The sequence below is a fragment of the Pseudovibrio sp. SCP20 genome, assembly GCF_057774105.1.
In genome coordinates, this window is sequence record NZ_JBYMDH010000005.1 from 116,536 (window position 1) to 131,461 (window position 14,926).

Sequence of the window (14,926 nt, forward strand, 5' to 3'; positions counted from 1 at the left end):
ACTCACACCTCCCCATGTGCAGGCGTTTCAAGACCTTGGCGCAAATCACGGGCACCGCCGCCAACCGCAACGGTTGAGGCAAGCCTGTCATCCAGCCCGATATAATAGACGTTTGGTCCTGTCTTGAACTCAGGGCGCAGACCCTTAGTTTCATGCTGCGCCATCAGCTTGCGGATATCGCTTTCCGGATCGTTCAGATCCCCAAACACGCGGGCGTTGCCCACGCAGGTTTCAACGCAGGCCGGCAGCAAACCGACAGAGGTGCGATGCACACAAAACGTGCACTTATCCGCCACGCCGGTTTTGTGGTTGATGAAGCGCGCTTCATAAGGGCACGCCTGCACGCAGTAGCCGCAGGCCACACATTGCTCAGCATCCACCACCACAGCACCCTCATCGGTTTTGAAGGTAGCATTGACCGGACACACCGGAATGCACGGCGGCTCATCACAGTGGTTGCACAAGCGCGGCAACACGGCCTGACTTGGGCCATCCGGACCGTCCAGCTCATAGACTGGCACAGCGGTGCGATGCTGGCCTTCAGGCACATCGTTTTCAATGGTGCAGGCCACGGTGCAGGCCTGACAGCCGATACATTTGCGCAGATCCACCAGCATGCCCCAGCGCTTGGGCTTCGCCTGCGCATTTGCCGCCGCCGGCGCCGCCACCGCAGCCGTTGAGCCTGCCATAGCCAGTTTGAGGAACTCACGTCTTGAATTCATGTCTCCCCCCGGAGTGTCACGGTTTGGGTTGTTCCCAAGCTACCGGGCGGCCAGCAACAAAAATATTGGGGAGGTTATCTGCCGGTTTAGGGGAGTTCCCCTAGATGGGGCGGGGAGTAAGCAATCGATAATTTCGTAAACCGCTCTTCACAGCAAAAAAGCAGAGAAGTTTGGTCTCACCACAATTTGCCCGTAGGTTGCTCCCATCCGATTTGGGGGTTCATTTGAGCATATTGATCATCGTGCTTTCGGGCATGTTCGCTGGCGTTTTGTCCGGCATTGTTGGCACAGGGTCGTCGATCATTCTGCTGCCTATTCTGGTGGCTGTGTTTGGCACCAAGGCGGCCATTCCCATCATGGCAATTGCGGCGCTGATCGCCAATTGCGGGCGCGTGATTGTGTGGTGGAGTGAGATCAACTGGCGTGCCGTGTTTTTCTATGCCGTGCCCAGCATTCCCATGGCAGCCCTAGGGGCGAACCTGCTGATTGCCATACCGGAATCCGTTGGTGGCACCATCCTTGGGCTATTCTTCCTCGTGCTCATCCCCGTACGCTATCTGCTGCGCTCCAGAAACATCGGCTCCAAGCCAGCCCACCTTGTGCTTGGCGGAACGTTGATCGGGTTTCTCACCGGCCTCGTTGCCTCCTCTGGCCCTTTGAGCCTTGCGGTGTTCTCCTCATTTGGCCTCGTCAAAAGCGCATTGATTGCAACGGAAGCGGCAGCGTCTTTGTTCGTGTTCGGCTCCAAAGCCGCGACCTTCAGTTATCTGAATGTGATGAGCACCGATATTCTGATCGGCGGGGCATTGGTGGGTGGGTCCATCACGCTTGGCACGTATGCCGCCAAGGCGATCCTCAACAAGCTCAGCTCCAAACAGCATGACCGTATGATCGATCTGGTTCTGGCTGGCTCTGGCATTTCCATGATTATGCCTTGAGTATCACAAGCCGCGCACTACAATCCGCGCAACACCTGATCTAACCTTGCGGTCCGCCTCCTGCTTTGAGTTTCACTATGCTGCCTGCTGATTACATCGATCTTTACTGCGAGCGAACAGCACCGGGGTTCTGGAATGAACCGCTGAACGCACTGAGCAATCTCAGCTTTTTCGTCGCAGCGCTGGTGGCCCTGTATCTGGTGCGCAGGCGAGGCAACGCGGATCTGGCGGAACTTGTGCTTATCACTCTGGCAGCGGCTATTGGTGTCGGCTCATTCCTGTTTCATACATTTGCAAATACATGGTCAGAGCTGGCGGATGTCATCCCGATCTGGAGCTTTGTTGCATTCTACATCATTACGGTGATTTACCGCGCGACTGGTGAAAACCTGTTCCGCACACTACGTGCCAGCGCCATAGCAGTGGGCCTGACTGCTATCATCTTCTGGTTCAGCTCAAGCGCTGTGGTGACGGGTCTGGAGGCTGGGCCTGATCCTCTCAACGGTTCCATGCAGTATCTGCCTGCGGTCGTCGCACTACTCGTCGCAACCGTGCTGATGCACCTGCGCAAACACCCTGCCCGCACGTACATCACGTTTGCAGCAGCCACCTTTGTAATCTCGCTGGCCTTCCGAACCATCGACATCGCCCTCTGTTTTTCCATCAGCTTCGGCACCCACTTCATGTGGCACCTGCTCAACGGCCTCATGATCGGCCTGCTCCTCGCCGCGCTGGTGCTGAAGATGAAACCCAAAGGAGCCTCCTGATGATCCAGCTCAGCGACTATTTTGCCAACTGGCAGCAAACAGGACTGGCTGGAATCGACGCTTCACCATGGGAGCTGACCGGCAACGCAGCTGATATCATCAAGGGGATGCTGCCTCAGCTTACGGTTGGCTACCGCATCACCAACACTATCGCCATTCATCAAAGCGCTACGGTGGAAGATGGGGCAACGCTGAAAGGCCCGATGATCATTGGGCCGAGTGCCTTTGTCTCCTCCCGCAGCTACCTGCGCGGCGGTGTTTACATGAGTGAGGGCTGTGCGGTTGGGCCGTTTTGCGAGGTTAAGTCCAGCTTCCTACTGAAGGGCTCCAAGCTGGCCCACCTTGGGTTTCTCGGAGATTCCATTCTGGGCGAGTATGTCAATCTGGAAGCAGGCGTTGTGGTCGCGAACCATCGCAATGAGTGGGCGGAAAAAGAGATCAAGCTCATTGAAAACAGACGAGAACTGCCAACCGGCGCAATCAAGTTCGGGTCCCTGATTGGAGACCGGAGCAAAGTCGGCGCAAACTCAGTGCTTGCACCTGGAACGCTGCTGAAACCCAACACCATCATCCCCCGGCTCACCTCCGTCGATCAGCAAGCCGAACACCTCAGTCTGGCAACGCAATAAGCTTATCTCTGGCCTCAAACCCGCTGCCAGAAGCAATCGCACGCAGGATCTCCGCAGCGCATTGCTCTGGAGACAGGATGGACGTGTCCAGCTCAAGATCATAAATCCCGGGTTCGTGAACTTCGTCCTGCCAGTGTTGAACGGGGAGCGGAATATCTCCTTGAGTAGTGGCAGTGAGATAGTCTCCCTCACTTTCCACCCGCCGCCGCATGATTTCATCGAGAGGGCAAAACACCCCGACGATCAACACGCTCAGCCCCTCCAGCTCCTGCAGGTAGCGTCCCCAACGGCCATCCAGCGTGGCGTAGCTGTTGTGGTGGCCGAGATCAGCGACCACGTTCATGCCAAGCGCGGCGTGTGCGGCGATACTTTTGTAAAGCGCGGTGTAAGAGCGGAAAACAAAGTCTTCCAGATCAGGCCGTTCCCCGTCCGGCCTCAGCCCGATCCCCGGCTTCAGCTGGTCCGGTGTCATGTGTTTGACGACAACGTCCACGCCCAGGTTCATCCAGGGTTCTTCGGCAAAGCTTTGCAGTGCGGAGACGATGGAACTCTTCCCCGCCCTCGGTGCTCCATTGAGCAGAACAACCCAACCTGATGTCATCGACAACCTCCCATTTTGGAAAGCATAACAGACTTAGGCGGAGAAACTGCGGAAACCGAGGGCCTACCCCAATAAGCCCTCGGCAATAGGCTGCGACCAGCCCTCCCCCGCGTCTTGTTACTTCTTGCCAAGCAGGCTCATGCGGCCCATCACGTCGTGGCCATCCCAATATTTGTGCTTGAGAACAGCTGCCACGTGCACGGCGACCAGTGCCAGCAAAGACCATGCAAGCAGCTCGTGCGCAGTTGCTGTGGCATCTTCCAGTTTGATGCCTGCAAAGGTTTCCATGGTTGGGAAGATCTTTGGCATTGCGATGGTGAACCACTTCACACCATGACCGCCAAAATCAACCTCCGCCCACGCAACCAGCATGGTGACCAGCGGCAGCACATAAAGGCCCAGATGCCCCAGATGGGAGCCGATTTTCTCCCAGGAGCTCAGACCAGCAGGCAGTGCAGGTGGCTTGTTGAGCAGGCGAATGGCTACGCGCAGCAGCAACAGACCCAACAAGGTCACGCCCAGAGAAATGTGAATATCAAACAGGCTCTCTTCCAGCGGAGTATCTTCCAGAGAGTCCATCTTCATGATGTATCCGGTCGTCCACATGGAAAGAAAGCCAAGGGCCATCAACCAGTGAAGGATGCGGGCGGAGCGCACATATTGTTGATCAGTCATAGTTTCTGCCAGTTCTTCTTATGGCAGCAACTCATTCTTTGCCTTGTGCTTCAGGAGTGCCATCAGCACCCCGGTTGCCGCCTCGTAACGCCGACACAACACCACGCGATCCTGAAGGTAACCTGAAATTTTGAGTTAAGTTTGGGGGATGGGTTTAAGAGTTTACCCCACAACACCGGCCTGAGCCCGTGGCGCGGTCGGCGCTTTGGGTGAGTTGGTAGACGTCGACGAGGGTCTGGACTTCCAGTTTGGTGAGGACGTTGTGGCGGTGGATCTCTACGGTTTTGACGCTGAGACCTAATGCATTGGCGATGCTTTTGTTTTGCAGGCCCTGGGCGAGGTAGCCCATCACCTCACGTTCGCGGTTGGTGAGGCGATCAACCTTCATTTTGGCCTGAGCAGTCAGGCAGCACTGGCTGGCACGATCCCGTGTTTCGGAAATCAGATCCTGCAGCTTGTCGAGCAGGCTTTGCTCGTCGAACGGTTTTTCCAAAACATCCACCGCGCCAAGACTCATGGCACGGACACCATCACGCAGATTGGCAAAAGCAGAGATAACGATGACCGGCAAGTGCTGGCCGGAGGCGCGCAGCTTCTCCAGCAAACCGAGGCCACTGGTGCCGGGGATGCGCATATCGGTGATGATGACACCAACACAGGGGCGCAGGTCAGACTGCAGGAAGTCATCGGCCCGTTCAAAGTCTACGGCTTTGAGCCCGACAGACTCCACCAGACACACCAGCGCTTCCCGCATGGCATCGTCATCATCAATGATGATGATCACAGGCTCAGCCTCGGGTCCATAAAGCGGCTTAGCTGGTTGTTGTGTCATGGTTTCCCTCTGTTTGTGGGCCTGCCAGTGGCAGCATCACCGTTGCGCAAGTGCCAGCGTGTGGCGCAGGGCTCAGGGTCAGCTCACCTTCATGGCTGTCGACAATGCTGAGTGCTGTGGCCAGCCCCAGGCCCAGACTGCCTTTGCTGGAAAAGAACGGCTCAAACACCTTCTCCTCCAGCTCTTTTGGAATGCCAGAGCCCTGATCGCACACGATCAACGCACAGCTGCCAGCAGAGCTTTCCAGCAGGATGGAGATCACCCCGCCCTCAAGTCCGGCTTCTACAGTGGCATCAAGCGCGTTTTGCAGCAGCACCACCATGACCTGCCGCAATTGAACATCATCACAACAGACAAACACGGGCTCTTTGGGCGGTTCCCAGTGCAGCTGGCAGTCGTGTTTGGTGGCAAAGGTGCGCATGAGCATCACGGTTTCCTCCACCAGCTCACGCAGATCCACCCGGCGGCGCGCTTCCGGTTGTTTGTTGAGGAAGCTGCGCATGGAGTTGATGAAGTCAGAGGCCCGATTAGCTTGCTCGGAAATACGGGTGAGCTGCTTTTGAAGGGTCTCCTCGTCCGCCGTCCCCCGATCCAGTCGCTTCCGCAAGCTATGGGCGAAGGTGGAGATGGCACCGAGCGGTTGCTTCAGATCATGCGCCAGACTGCCTGCGAGGATGTTCATGGAAGAAACACGGCCTGCATGGGCCAGCTCGTTCTCCAGCATCAGGTTGCGCTGCAAAGCGTCAGCCAGTTTATCACTCGCGGCTTCCAGCTGCTGAGAGCGACGGCGCACCAGAAACTCCACGTGCCCCACATGCAGCAGAAATGCACCGCTCAGCACGATCACCACGCCCAGCAAAAAGTAGTTCCGCTCCACCCAATCCTTCAGGATCTGCCGCAAGTCTTTGTTGTAGGGATAGAGCGCCAGATCACGGTAGACCCGTTCCACGGCGGCGTAAGAGACCGGCGCAATCCAATTGGCGTGGCCCAGCCATTCATCCGTGCACGCACCATCTGGCATAGAAAGCAACGCCTGTGTGATGCGTGTTGCCAACTGTGGCGAGACGCCCGGTACTTTCAGGAAGGCCCAGCCCGGATAAAGCTCTGAGGTTCTGGCGCAGGCGAACTCTGGATCATACTGCTGGCCAAGAACGCGGATCTGGGATTTATCCAGCTTGCCTGCTGCACTCATACTCTCCAGCAAACAAGCGCGGACGATGCCCACTTGCACGCCTCCATTCACCACCGCATCCACCACTGTTTGCTGCGGAAAGCCCAGTGGTTTCACCTGCAGCTCTGCCTCCTTGCCAAGACTCATTTGCAAGCTGTGCTTAGCTGCCAGATAGCCACCAAACGCTTTTGTTGAAACAACCCCGGCAGTCACGCCCTTCAGGTCCATCAGGGTTGAGATACCACTGTCGGTGCGAGTGAAGATGACGGAGCCGAGATCCTGCATCTCGCTTTTGTTCACGTGCGAGCGCGCACTGGCGATGCGGCTGACGCCCGCAATGCGTTCCAGCTGAAAAGAGTGGCCGGGATTGGTGATGATGAAGTCCAGCTGCTCTGCCTGCTCCGCAATTTGCTGAAGGGTCAAAGACAGATAGGAGAACTCAACGTCAGGTAGTTCGCGCTGCAAATGCTCAATGGTCGGCGCCCATGTGCGCTGCGTTTCCAGGCTGCCGCGATAGGAGAGGATGCCCACACGCACCATCTCAGACTGCGCGTACACAGGTTCTGCCACCACATGCAGAGCAAGCAGCACAATCACAGAAAACGCAGCATAAACAGCGCGCTGAAGGTAGCCTCCCATACAGAAATCCCGAGTGCAACGTATATTAGATAATCCGAAAAAACCAGCGATCCCACTCGATTGCAATAGGTATTTCACCTAGGGCGACGAAGGGCATCAGCCTCTTGCTCTTCTGCATTTACTTGAAGCTGTCGCTGTAGTTTACTTAGGGGAACGAAACTCCAGCCTCTACAGATTTTGAACGCGCTGCAATTCATCGCAATCGATTAGGATCAAGACACCATATGATCGGCTACATTACATTGGGAACCAATGACCTCGAGCGCGCCTGCTCGTTCTACGATGCCATTTTGGGCAAGATGGGTGCGACACGTGTCTTTGAAAACAACCGGCTTTATGCCTGGAGCTTTGGCGAGGGCAAACCACTCATCGTCCTCAACACACCTTACGATGGACAGGAAGCTTCTATCGGCAATGGCACCATGGTGGCTTTGCGGGTAGAAGACCGCGAAACAGTCGAAAACCTGCATGCACTTGCCCTACAACTCGGAGGCAAAGACGAAGGCCCTCCCGGCCCGCGCGGAGAGGCATTTTATGGAGCCTACTGCCGGGATCTGGATGGCAACAAGCTCAACTTCCACTGCTAGCTGAACTCAGATGTATCACATAGCACAAAAGGCTTGGCGAACTTGCCTATAAATGGCATTTGAATAAGATATACTTTCAAATGCCATTGAGGATATTCGCCAATGCTACGTTCACTTCTTCTTACTGCCACCTGTGCAGTCTCACTGCTCACACCTCTTGGCGCGCAGGCGGATGAAGCAGAGGACGCCTTTGTTGAAGCCAACATCCTGTCCATCTTCTACCACGAGATCGGACATGCTGTGATTGACAAGATGCAGGTGCCGATCTTCGGGCAGGAAGAAGACGCGGCAGACGTGCTCTCCGTAATGATGATCGACTGGCTCTATGAGGAAGAGGCCGCGCAGGAACTCGCTTTCAACAGCGCGTTTGGCTACATCAATGACCCGGATGGCGTTGAAGAAGTGGCATGGTGGGATCTGCATGGCCCAGACCAGCAGCGCTATTACAACCACATCTGCCTGTTTTACGGTGCTGATCCAGAAAAGCGCGAGGATCTGGCTTATGACCTTGGCTTGCCGGAAGATCGCGCGCAGATGTGCCCGGTGGAGTATGAGCAAGCTGCCAACAGTTGGGGGGCTGTGTTTGACGAAATGTCCCCGGAATCCGGCGTTCCGCTGGTCTTCCATGAGGGAAGCGGCAAAGAGGCCGAGCTGATCAATCAGGTGCTTTCTGAGGAAGTCAAAAACCTTGAGCAGGATATGTCTTTGCCGAGTGAAGTGATCGTGAAGGTCGACAGCTGCGGCGAGCCCAACGCGTTTTATGATCCGGAAGAAGCGTCCATCATCTTCTGCACCGAGTTCATCCCGCATCTGCGATCAATCTATCAGGCGAACCTGGAGAACTGATTTGAGGCATTTGCTGGGGTTTACAGCTTAAGCCCCAGCTTGCTGATCCAACTGCGGCGCATATCGCGGAGCACCCATTTCAGCTTATCACTCGGGATAAAATACCCGCCGATGCCCGAGGAGAACAGCAGGTCAAACGTCCGCTCGGTAGACTTGTGCAGCGCCTGCTCAACCTGCGCCTCATCCCCCTTCGGCCTGATGGGGATCATCATGCAGATGGTATCCGGCTCCTGCTCAATCACCTCAACACGCACATCCTCTGGGAACGTGTAACCCGTTGTTTCTGAGAGGGTTCCTTTCGGATCTTCGATCAACCGCTGACGATAATCAGGGTCATTGATCATCCGCCGATAATCCCGCTCCGCGAAGGAGTTGTTGTCCTGCTGGTTCATGCGTCCCCCTTCCCTTTTGCGATGGAAGAGCGAATGCCAAGCAGCTTGACCTTGTTGTAAACTGAAGACAGCCAAACAAACATATCCCCGCTGGACCACAGATCCATCTGGTTCAGATCCAGCGTCACATTCAGCTCATCCTCCGGCTTGGCAGGTGGAATGGTCAGATACAGAGTATCCTCACGCTGCTGAACAATCCGGACTTTAACAGAAGGATCAACCTCCACTCCCAACTGCTTCAGAGCAGCCCCAGCATCCCTCTCCGCCAGCTCCGCAAACGCTGGATCCTCCCACATCCGCTTGGTCAGCAACAACTCAAAGTCCCTCTCCATCACCGCTCTTCCTTGATACCGGGAACAAGATGAAAGCCAGTCTAGGGGATGGGGCTTAAGTCTTTGTGGCCCCTCTGCAGCGATAGGCACAAGCAGACAGGTACATGTAATCGAGAATAATTTTCAAAGCAGAGAATTAGTTACACCTTACGTAAAAGTAAAGATGCAATAAAATACTACAACCTATGATATAGCGCACATGAAATATGTATTTAAATGTAATCGGTAATACATTTGCATTCATATTTATCGATTTATCTGCTACCTACATATTAAGTGTTGGGGTGGGTATTTTTTCTGATGTATGTGAAGCGTTTGTTCTCTACGACTGCGTTAAGCGGTCTGTTGTATTTTATGGTTCAGTCTGTTTATGCAGAACCAATTGAAAACAATACTACATTACAGAGACCTGAAGGCAATTATGCCGGTTTTGATGGTTCAACCAGTAACAAACGGGCTCTATACTTCCGTGAAACCTCAAACCCAACAGATGCTTTGACTGGCAGTGTCAATGCCGGAGCAACTTCTGATCCTGCTGAAGTGCAAAGTTGGAATGGGCTAGATGCCTTTGACGCCTTTACTGAAGAAGTATACCTTGCAGCTCTCTCATCACCTGCACCATTTACTTCTGAGGTAGACATCACGCTCTATCTGACACGTCAGACATCGACAGACGCAGAGAGCCTGTCAATCGATGCAGTCGGTTTATGGTCTGAGACAGATGATGAGATCACCAACTCTGGCAGCATCCTCATTGATGCGACCGCTGGCGATACGACATCCAGCACTGATGCGTTTTCTAAAGCAGATGCAACCGGCATCCAGGGTGAGAATATTCAAAACACCGGTGATATCACTCTTTGGGCCCGCGGTGGCAACGCAAAAGCCGGTAGCAAGGCATTTACAAATGCTGAAGCTACGGGACTGATTGGCACAAATATTGAAAACTCAGGCAAGATTTCGATTACAGCTCTTGCAGGTAATGGCGAAGCCTCGACAGGATTTGTCAGCGCAGATGCATACGCTTACGGCATTCGTGGCGACTTGATTACCAATCACGGAGAACTGAGTGTTACTGCCTCTACCGAAACAGGTACTATTCAGGCCCGTGGCCTCTACGCGTATGAAGAGACAGTAACCCTAAACACCGGTGATATTACAATTTCCGGGACGGCTGGAGACAACGCGCAGCTCTTCGGAATATATGCATATGACGGAACAGTGGGTACAAACACTGGCGATATCAACGTCATTGGCGTTGCTGTTGATGGCCGGGTTCAAGCTGCTGCAATCGATGTTCATGGTGGGTCTCTTAGCAATAATGAGGGCACACTTTTTGTCGATGCATCTTCAACACACGAACGCATCGAAACCTATGGCATACGCGCAACCAGTGGGCAGGTGGGGACCAACACCGGCAATATTACCGTTCTGAGTGAAACAGAAGATGAAAAGGTCGAGGCTTACGGCATAAGCAGTGGAACACTCGACCTGAACTCCGGTGATATTCACATCTCCGCAATTAGCAGAGATGACATCGTTCGAGCCTATGCCATTGAGGCTGAAACGACAAAGAACACTGGTAGTCTCGAGGTTAGCTCCAGATCCACCAAAAAAGACGTCTCCGCTTACGGTATCAAAGGCCAGACAGAGACCAATGAAGGCTCGATCTCCATTTCTGCAACTTCTGAAGAAAGTTACGCATATTCCTATGGAATTCAAGGTGTTGTGGACACTAACACTGGACTAATTGAAGTTGAGAGCACCACCACTGAAGGCTTTGCGTACGCTCACGGCATCCAAGGAAACACTCAGAAGAATGAAGGCGACATAAGAGCGGAAGCAACTGCAGTTGAGGACTATGCCTACGCTTTTGGCATTCAAAATGGTGTAACCGAAAATATCGGAGACATTCACGCAACGGCCAGAAGCACGGAAGAACAGGCCTATGCTTACTCAATTCAAGGCGGAGCAGATACCAATACCGGTGATTTGGTCACAACGAGCGTGAGCAAGAACTCATACGCGTATGCTTACGGCATTCAGGGCGAAGTCACTACGAACAGCGGTAATATTCAGGTCACAGCTCGTGGAGCTCAACAAGCTTTCGCTTATGGAGTGCAAGGCAATACAGCCGCTAACTTGGGGGCACTCACTGTTTCGGCCCTCTCGACCAATGATTATGCTCAAGCATTCGGCATCAGTGGTGCCGTCAACACAAACGATGCCGATATCTCAGTTGAAGCTTTCGCTGGCACTGATAACTACAGCACATTTGCACGAGCTTATGGCCTGCACAGCTATCAAAGCGGAGATACCCCTGACAACATTTCTCGAAACAGCGGTGACATTAGTGTAGTTGCAGCAGCTGGTGACACAGACGATACGAACGGCAACATTCACGCCTCTGCCAAAGCCTATGGAATATTTCTTGAGGCTTACAATGCAGACGATCCAATCTACGGAGCCATCTCTGAAAACCATGGTAATATAGAGATCACAGTGAACGGTGCGGAGCTCGCAGGTTCTTCTGACATCAATGAGGAGAATGGTCGGGTAGACGCAATTGGCGTTCTCGCAAATGTGGGCACGAACACCGGTGATATTAAGGTAGCAGCAACTGGCTCTTCCATTGAGGGAGCCAGCAAAGCGGACCTGATTGTAGAGGCCTATGGCATTAGAGGCAACGTTGCCACAAACTCCGGCACTGTCTGGGTCAAGGCAGTTGCGGGAACGAACGATGGCGGTACCGTCAGTTCATATGTGCAAACCTCTGGCCTCAGAGGAACGGTGGGCACAAACAATGGCGACGTAACTGTTCATGGTGCGTCTTCAGCGGACTATGTTCACGCTTACGGCATCGATACATACAAAGGCGATTTAACTGCAAACTCCGGCTCTATCAATGTGACAGGCATTTCAGGTACCGACCACGTGCAGGCATCAGGTATCGACATTTACGAAGGCGATATTGGCACCAACAGCGGAGCCATTGAAGTTTACGGACAATCTGAGCAGCGGTATGTTCAGGCGACAGGTATCGACATCTTTCAAGGCTCAATTGATACCAATAGCGGTAAGATCAGCGCTCGCGGTTTTTCTAAGGAAAGCTATGTTCAGTCTACGGGTATCGATCTTACAGACGGTAACCTGACCACAAACACTGGCGATATCTATGTGAAAGCCGTTTCCGAGCAGGATTATACTCGCGCGAAAGGTATCGATGGTCCGTTGGACAACAACCACGGAGCCATAACATCCATCTCAATCGCGCAGGCAGATTACAGTAGGGCCTACGGGATCTACGATTTTGACGGAGGCTCTACGCCAAGTGACCTTACTGAAAACACTGGCATTATTGAGGTATTAGCTGAATCCGGGGATATCGTTGAAGCTGATCGTGATATCAATAGCACTGCAGAAGCTTATGGCATTCAACTCACCGCTTTCAACTCAGATGATCCAATTCGTGGCACTATTGCGAAAAACACTGGCGACATAACGGTTTTTGCAAACGGTGGCTTGGTTACAGGTACATCGAACACACACAATGCAGATGCCACAGTCCAAGCCTATGGTGTTCAGGCGAATATTACCGAAAACACAGGCCACATCTACGTAGAAGCCAATGGAACTTCTGCTAACAACCTGAGTAACGGAGATCTGTTGACAAGAGCATACGGCATTGATGGGGACGTTGAAGTAAACTCCGGAAACATCACTGTCTTTGCACGTGCAGGAACAAGCGATACAGGTACTGTCAATACTGGCACTTACGCCTACGGCATCAATGGCGCTACTGGTATAAACGAGGGCCAGATCCATGTTGAGAGCCACTCTGAAGATTTTGTCTATGCCACCGGCCTCAATGATGTGGTTTCACTCGAAAACCGGGAAAAAGTAACGGCTCTTGCTACCTCCAAAGACGACTTTGTCTATGCAACTGGTATTGCGGGGGATGCAGGTGCTGAGGTCACAAAGAATAGCCATCAGGTTCATGCAAAAGCGGAAAGTGAGTCCCGTTTCTCATATGCATATGGTATTCGCGCTGATGTTGGAGAAAACAGCGGAGATATCATTGCTCAAGCAATCAGCGGGACATCAGCTTCAAGCACTCCAGCCGAGTATGTCTATGCCTACAGTGTCAGTGGAGGTCTTGAAAGCAACAGTGCAATCATTAAGGCTGACGCAACTTCATATGGAGACCAGGCAACTGCCTATGGCGTAGCACAAGCCTCCGGAACACTCACAAACACAGGTGTCATTTCTGCGATGGCGCAATCCATTTCGCATGGGGGAGACAATGATACAGCAAACGCTTACGGCATTTATCTTAAGAACGATCTGGCACTAGATTCTCAAGGACTTATCCTTGCCAGCGCGTCAGGAGACACGGATAGTAAAGCCTACCAAGTCTATACTGATGGTTTTGACCTGAGCATCGAGAACTACGGCATGCTACTGGGTTCAGATCTACAGCTTACTGATTATGAAGGAACAATTCAGTCGGACACCGGCAACAACGTTACCTTTGATAATGCAGATCTTTACGTCTACGTTGATCCAGTCAACTTGCGGGAAGGTGAGTATACTCTACCAAGCCTTGTCGAGAACAAGACACTGACAGAAGGTCAGTTTGAGGACTTCGCCAATATTGATGTGCTTCGTTCTCAACTTGGCACAGACTGGACTGTTGGTTTTGTCGAGCAAACCGGTACGGCAGGTGAACAGAAAATCATCTTCAATTACGCTCCAGAGAGTTCCGCTGCGCTTGTATCTGCTGCGGCAACCCGGCAAATGGCGTTAAACTTACAAAATCTGGTCGATGGGCAACTGGACAACCTCTGGCTTAACAGCCTGAGTTCCTCAATTAATTCAGAACAGTCCCTCAACAGTTATGCGCCAGTTGCTCCAAAGAGCGAGGGACTAGCTGCGATTAACAAAGCCGCACCGTCTGGTATGTATGGCGATGGCTTTGAACAGACAACTCAGGTTTACATGCAGGGTGTCCTATCCCAGCAAGCTGCCAACTATGACCCCGTGGGTTACAATGTTTACTCTCAGGGATTGCTTGTCGGCCTGAATAGCACAATCACAGAAAATATCCTTGTTGGAGCAAGTGGTTACTACGGCCAAGGGAAACTTGATTTTACCGGGAATGGCTTTGAGAGCGGCTCTGAAGATATCAAAAATTATGCAGCAGGCGTGCAAGCATCCTATCAGTATGGCTCGGCTCTTTTGGGCCTGAGCTCACTGTACACGCATTCTGAGAATGATTTTGCCAATGCCACAAGCACAGGATCCAGAACAGGCTCTTTCACAACAGATACTCTCACGACAAGATTGGCATTGAAGTACAAGAGTGAACTCACTGGCAACCGCTTTACGCCCGAAGTTGCTTTAACTCATGTGTGGTTCAAGCAAGATGACTTCACCACCTCTGGTACAAGCCACTTGGATACTCGTTACAGCAACCTGAACGAGAATGACCTTTATTTGTCTGCCAACCTCGGTTGGAATCGCGACTTCAATCTTGGAGAATGGGTTGTACAGCCAAATGCAAAACTGGGGGTACTTCATGCACTTACGAGCAATGAAGTTGCCGGCGAAGTTTATCAGGCAGCTGCAGTAGAAGAGTTAGTTTTCGGTGCAGACCGGACGTATCTGAACACATCAGCAGGCCTCACTCTCACTTCAGGGAATTTTTCCGCCTCACTCAACTACGCAGGCAGCTTTTCTAAGAATACATCTCGGAACACGGTTCAGGGTCGATTTTCTTTGCGCCTCTAGCTCTC

At 52.8% G+C, this 14,926-nt stretch carries 13 protein-coding genes; 6 read left to right on the forward strand and 7 right to left on the reverse strand.

Annotated features, from left to right (window positions below; translation table 11 throughout):
* Nucleotides 1–2: 2 nt before the first annotated feature.
* Complete coding sequence (dsrO, locus tag AC3CB2_RS18715) at nucleotides 3–722, reverse strand: sulfate reduction electron transfer complex DsrMKJOP subunit DsrO (RefSeq protein ID WP_352935834.1); 720 nt, start codon at nucleotides 720–722, stop codon at nucleotides 3–5.
* A gap of 224 nt (nucleotides 723–946) precedes the next feature.
* Between dsrO and AC3CB2_RS18720 the strand changes: the two genes are divergently transcribed.
* From AC3CB2_RS18720 to AC3CB2_RS18730, 3 genes are all read left to right on the forward strand, one after another.
* Complete coding sequence (locus AC3CB2_RS18720; RefSeq protein ID WP_352935831.1) at nucleotides 947–1,660, forward strand: TSUP family transporter; 714 nt, start codon at nucleotides 947–949, stop codon at nucleotides 1,658–1,660.
* 77 nt (nucleotides 1,661–1,737) lie between these two features.
* Nucleotides 1,738–2,427 (forward strand): ceramidase domain-containing protein, encoded by a 690-nt coding sequence (locus tag AC3CB2_RS18725; protein WP_352935828.1) that lies wholly within the window; start codon nucleotides 1,738–1,740, stop codon nucleotides 2,425–2,427.
* Nucleotides 2,427–3,056 carry an LbetaH domain-containing protein gene (locus AC3CB2_RS18730; protein ID WP_352935825.1) on the forward strand — a complete coding sequence of 210 codons (630 nt, stop codon included), beginning with the start codon at nucleotides 2,427–2,429 and terminating at the stop codon, nucleotides 3,054–3,056. Before AC3CB2_RS18725 ends, AC3CB2_RS18730 begins: the two co-directional genes overlap by 1 nt.
* Here AC3CB2_RS18730 and AC3CB2_RS18735 read toward each other — a convergent pair.
* From AC3CB2_RS18735 to AC3CB2_RS18750, 4 genes are all read right to left on the reverse strand, one after another.
* The gene (locus AC3CB2_RS18735; protein WP_352935823.1) at nucleotides 3,037–3,657 is read right to left on the reverse strand and encodes a chloramphenicol phosphotransferase CPT family protein; all 621 of its coding nucleotides are present in this window, start codon (nucleotides 3,655–3,657) and stop codon (nucleotides 3,037–3,039) included. The two genes, AC3CB2_RS18730 and AC3CB2_RS18735, sit on opposite strands and share 20 nt — an antisense overlap.
* 117 nt (nucleotides 3,658–3,774) lie before the next feature.
* On the reverse strand, nucleotides 3,775–4,332 hold the full coding sequence (locus AC3CB2_RS18740) for a cytochrome b (protein WP_008548919.1): 558 nt from the start codon (nucleotides 4,330–4,332) through the stop codon (nucleotides 3,775–3,777).
* A 154-nt stretch (nucleotides 4,333–4,486) separates the two neighbouring features.
* On the reverse strand, nucleotides 4,487–5,164 hold the full coding sequence (locus AC3CB2_RS18745) for a response regulator transcription factor (RefSeq protein ID WP_054783786.1): 678 nt from the start codon (nucleotides 5,162–5,164) through the stop codon (nucleotides 4,487–4,489).
* The gene (locus AC3CB2_RS18750; protein ID WP_352935820.1) at nucleotides 5,145–6,974 is read right to left on the reverse strand and encodes a sensor histidine kinase; all 1,830 of its coding nucleotides are present in this window, start codon (nucleotides 6,972–6,974) and stop codon (nucleotides 5,145–5,147) included. The genes AC3CB2_RS18745 and AC3CB2_RS18750 overlap by 20 nt, the downstream gene beginning before the upstream one ends.
* Nucleotides 6,975–7,198: 224 nt before the next feature.
* On the opposite strand from AC3CB2_RS18750, the gene AC3CB2_RS18755 reads away from it, so the two are divergent.
* Together AC3CB2_RS18755 and AC3CB2_RS18760 are read left to right on the forward strand one after the other, a co-directional pair.
* Nucleotides 7,199–7,561, forward strand: a complete 363-nt coding sequence (locus AC3CB2_RS18755) for a VOC family protein (RefSeq protein WP_008549070.1) — start codon at nucleotides 7,199–7,201, stop codon at nucleotides 7,559–7,561.
* A 102-nt stretch (nucleotides 7,562–7,663) separates the two neighbouring features.
* Nucleotides 7,664–8,407, forward strand: coding sequence for a DUF4344 domain-containing metallopeptidase (locus tag AC3CB2_RS18760; protein WP_352935818.1), 744 nt, complete (start codon nucleotides 7,664–7,666; stop codon nucleotides 8,405–8,407).
* A gap of 20 nt (nucleotides 8,408–8,427) precedes the next feature.
* On the opposite strand, the gene AC3CB2_RS18765 is transcribed toward AC3CB2_RS18760, so the two are convergent.
* Both AC3CB2_RS18765 and AC3CB2_RS18770 read right to left on the reverse strand, forming a co-directional pair.
* Nucleotides 8,428–8,799 (reverse strand): nitrile hydratase subunit alpha, encoded by a 372-nt coding sequence (locus AC3CB2_RS18765; protein WP_352935816.1) that lies wholly within the window; start codon nucleotides 8,797–8,799, stop codon nucleotides 8,428–8,430.
* On the reverse strand, nucleotides 8,796–9,131 hold the full coding sequence (locus tag AC3CB2_RS18770; protein ID WP_352935814.1) for a hypothetical protein: 336 nt from the start codon (nucleotides 9,129–9,131) through the stop codon (nucleotides 8,796–8,798). Before AC3CB2_RS18770 ends, AC3CB2_RS18765 begins: the two co-directional genes overlap by 4 nt.
* Nucleotides 9,132–9,485: 354 nt before the next feature.
* On the opposite strand from AC3CB2_RS18770, the gene AC3CB2_RS18775 reads away from it, so the two are divergent.
* A complete protein-coding gene (locus AC3CB2_RS18775) occupies nucleotides 9,486–14,921 on the forward strand; it encodes an autotransporter outer membrane beta-barrel domain-containing protein (RefSeq protein WP_352935811.1) in 5,436 nt (1,811 codons plus the stop codon).
* The last annotated feature ends 5 nt before the right edge of the window (nucleotides 14,922–14,926 follow it).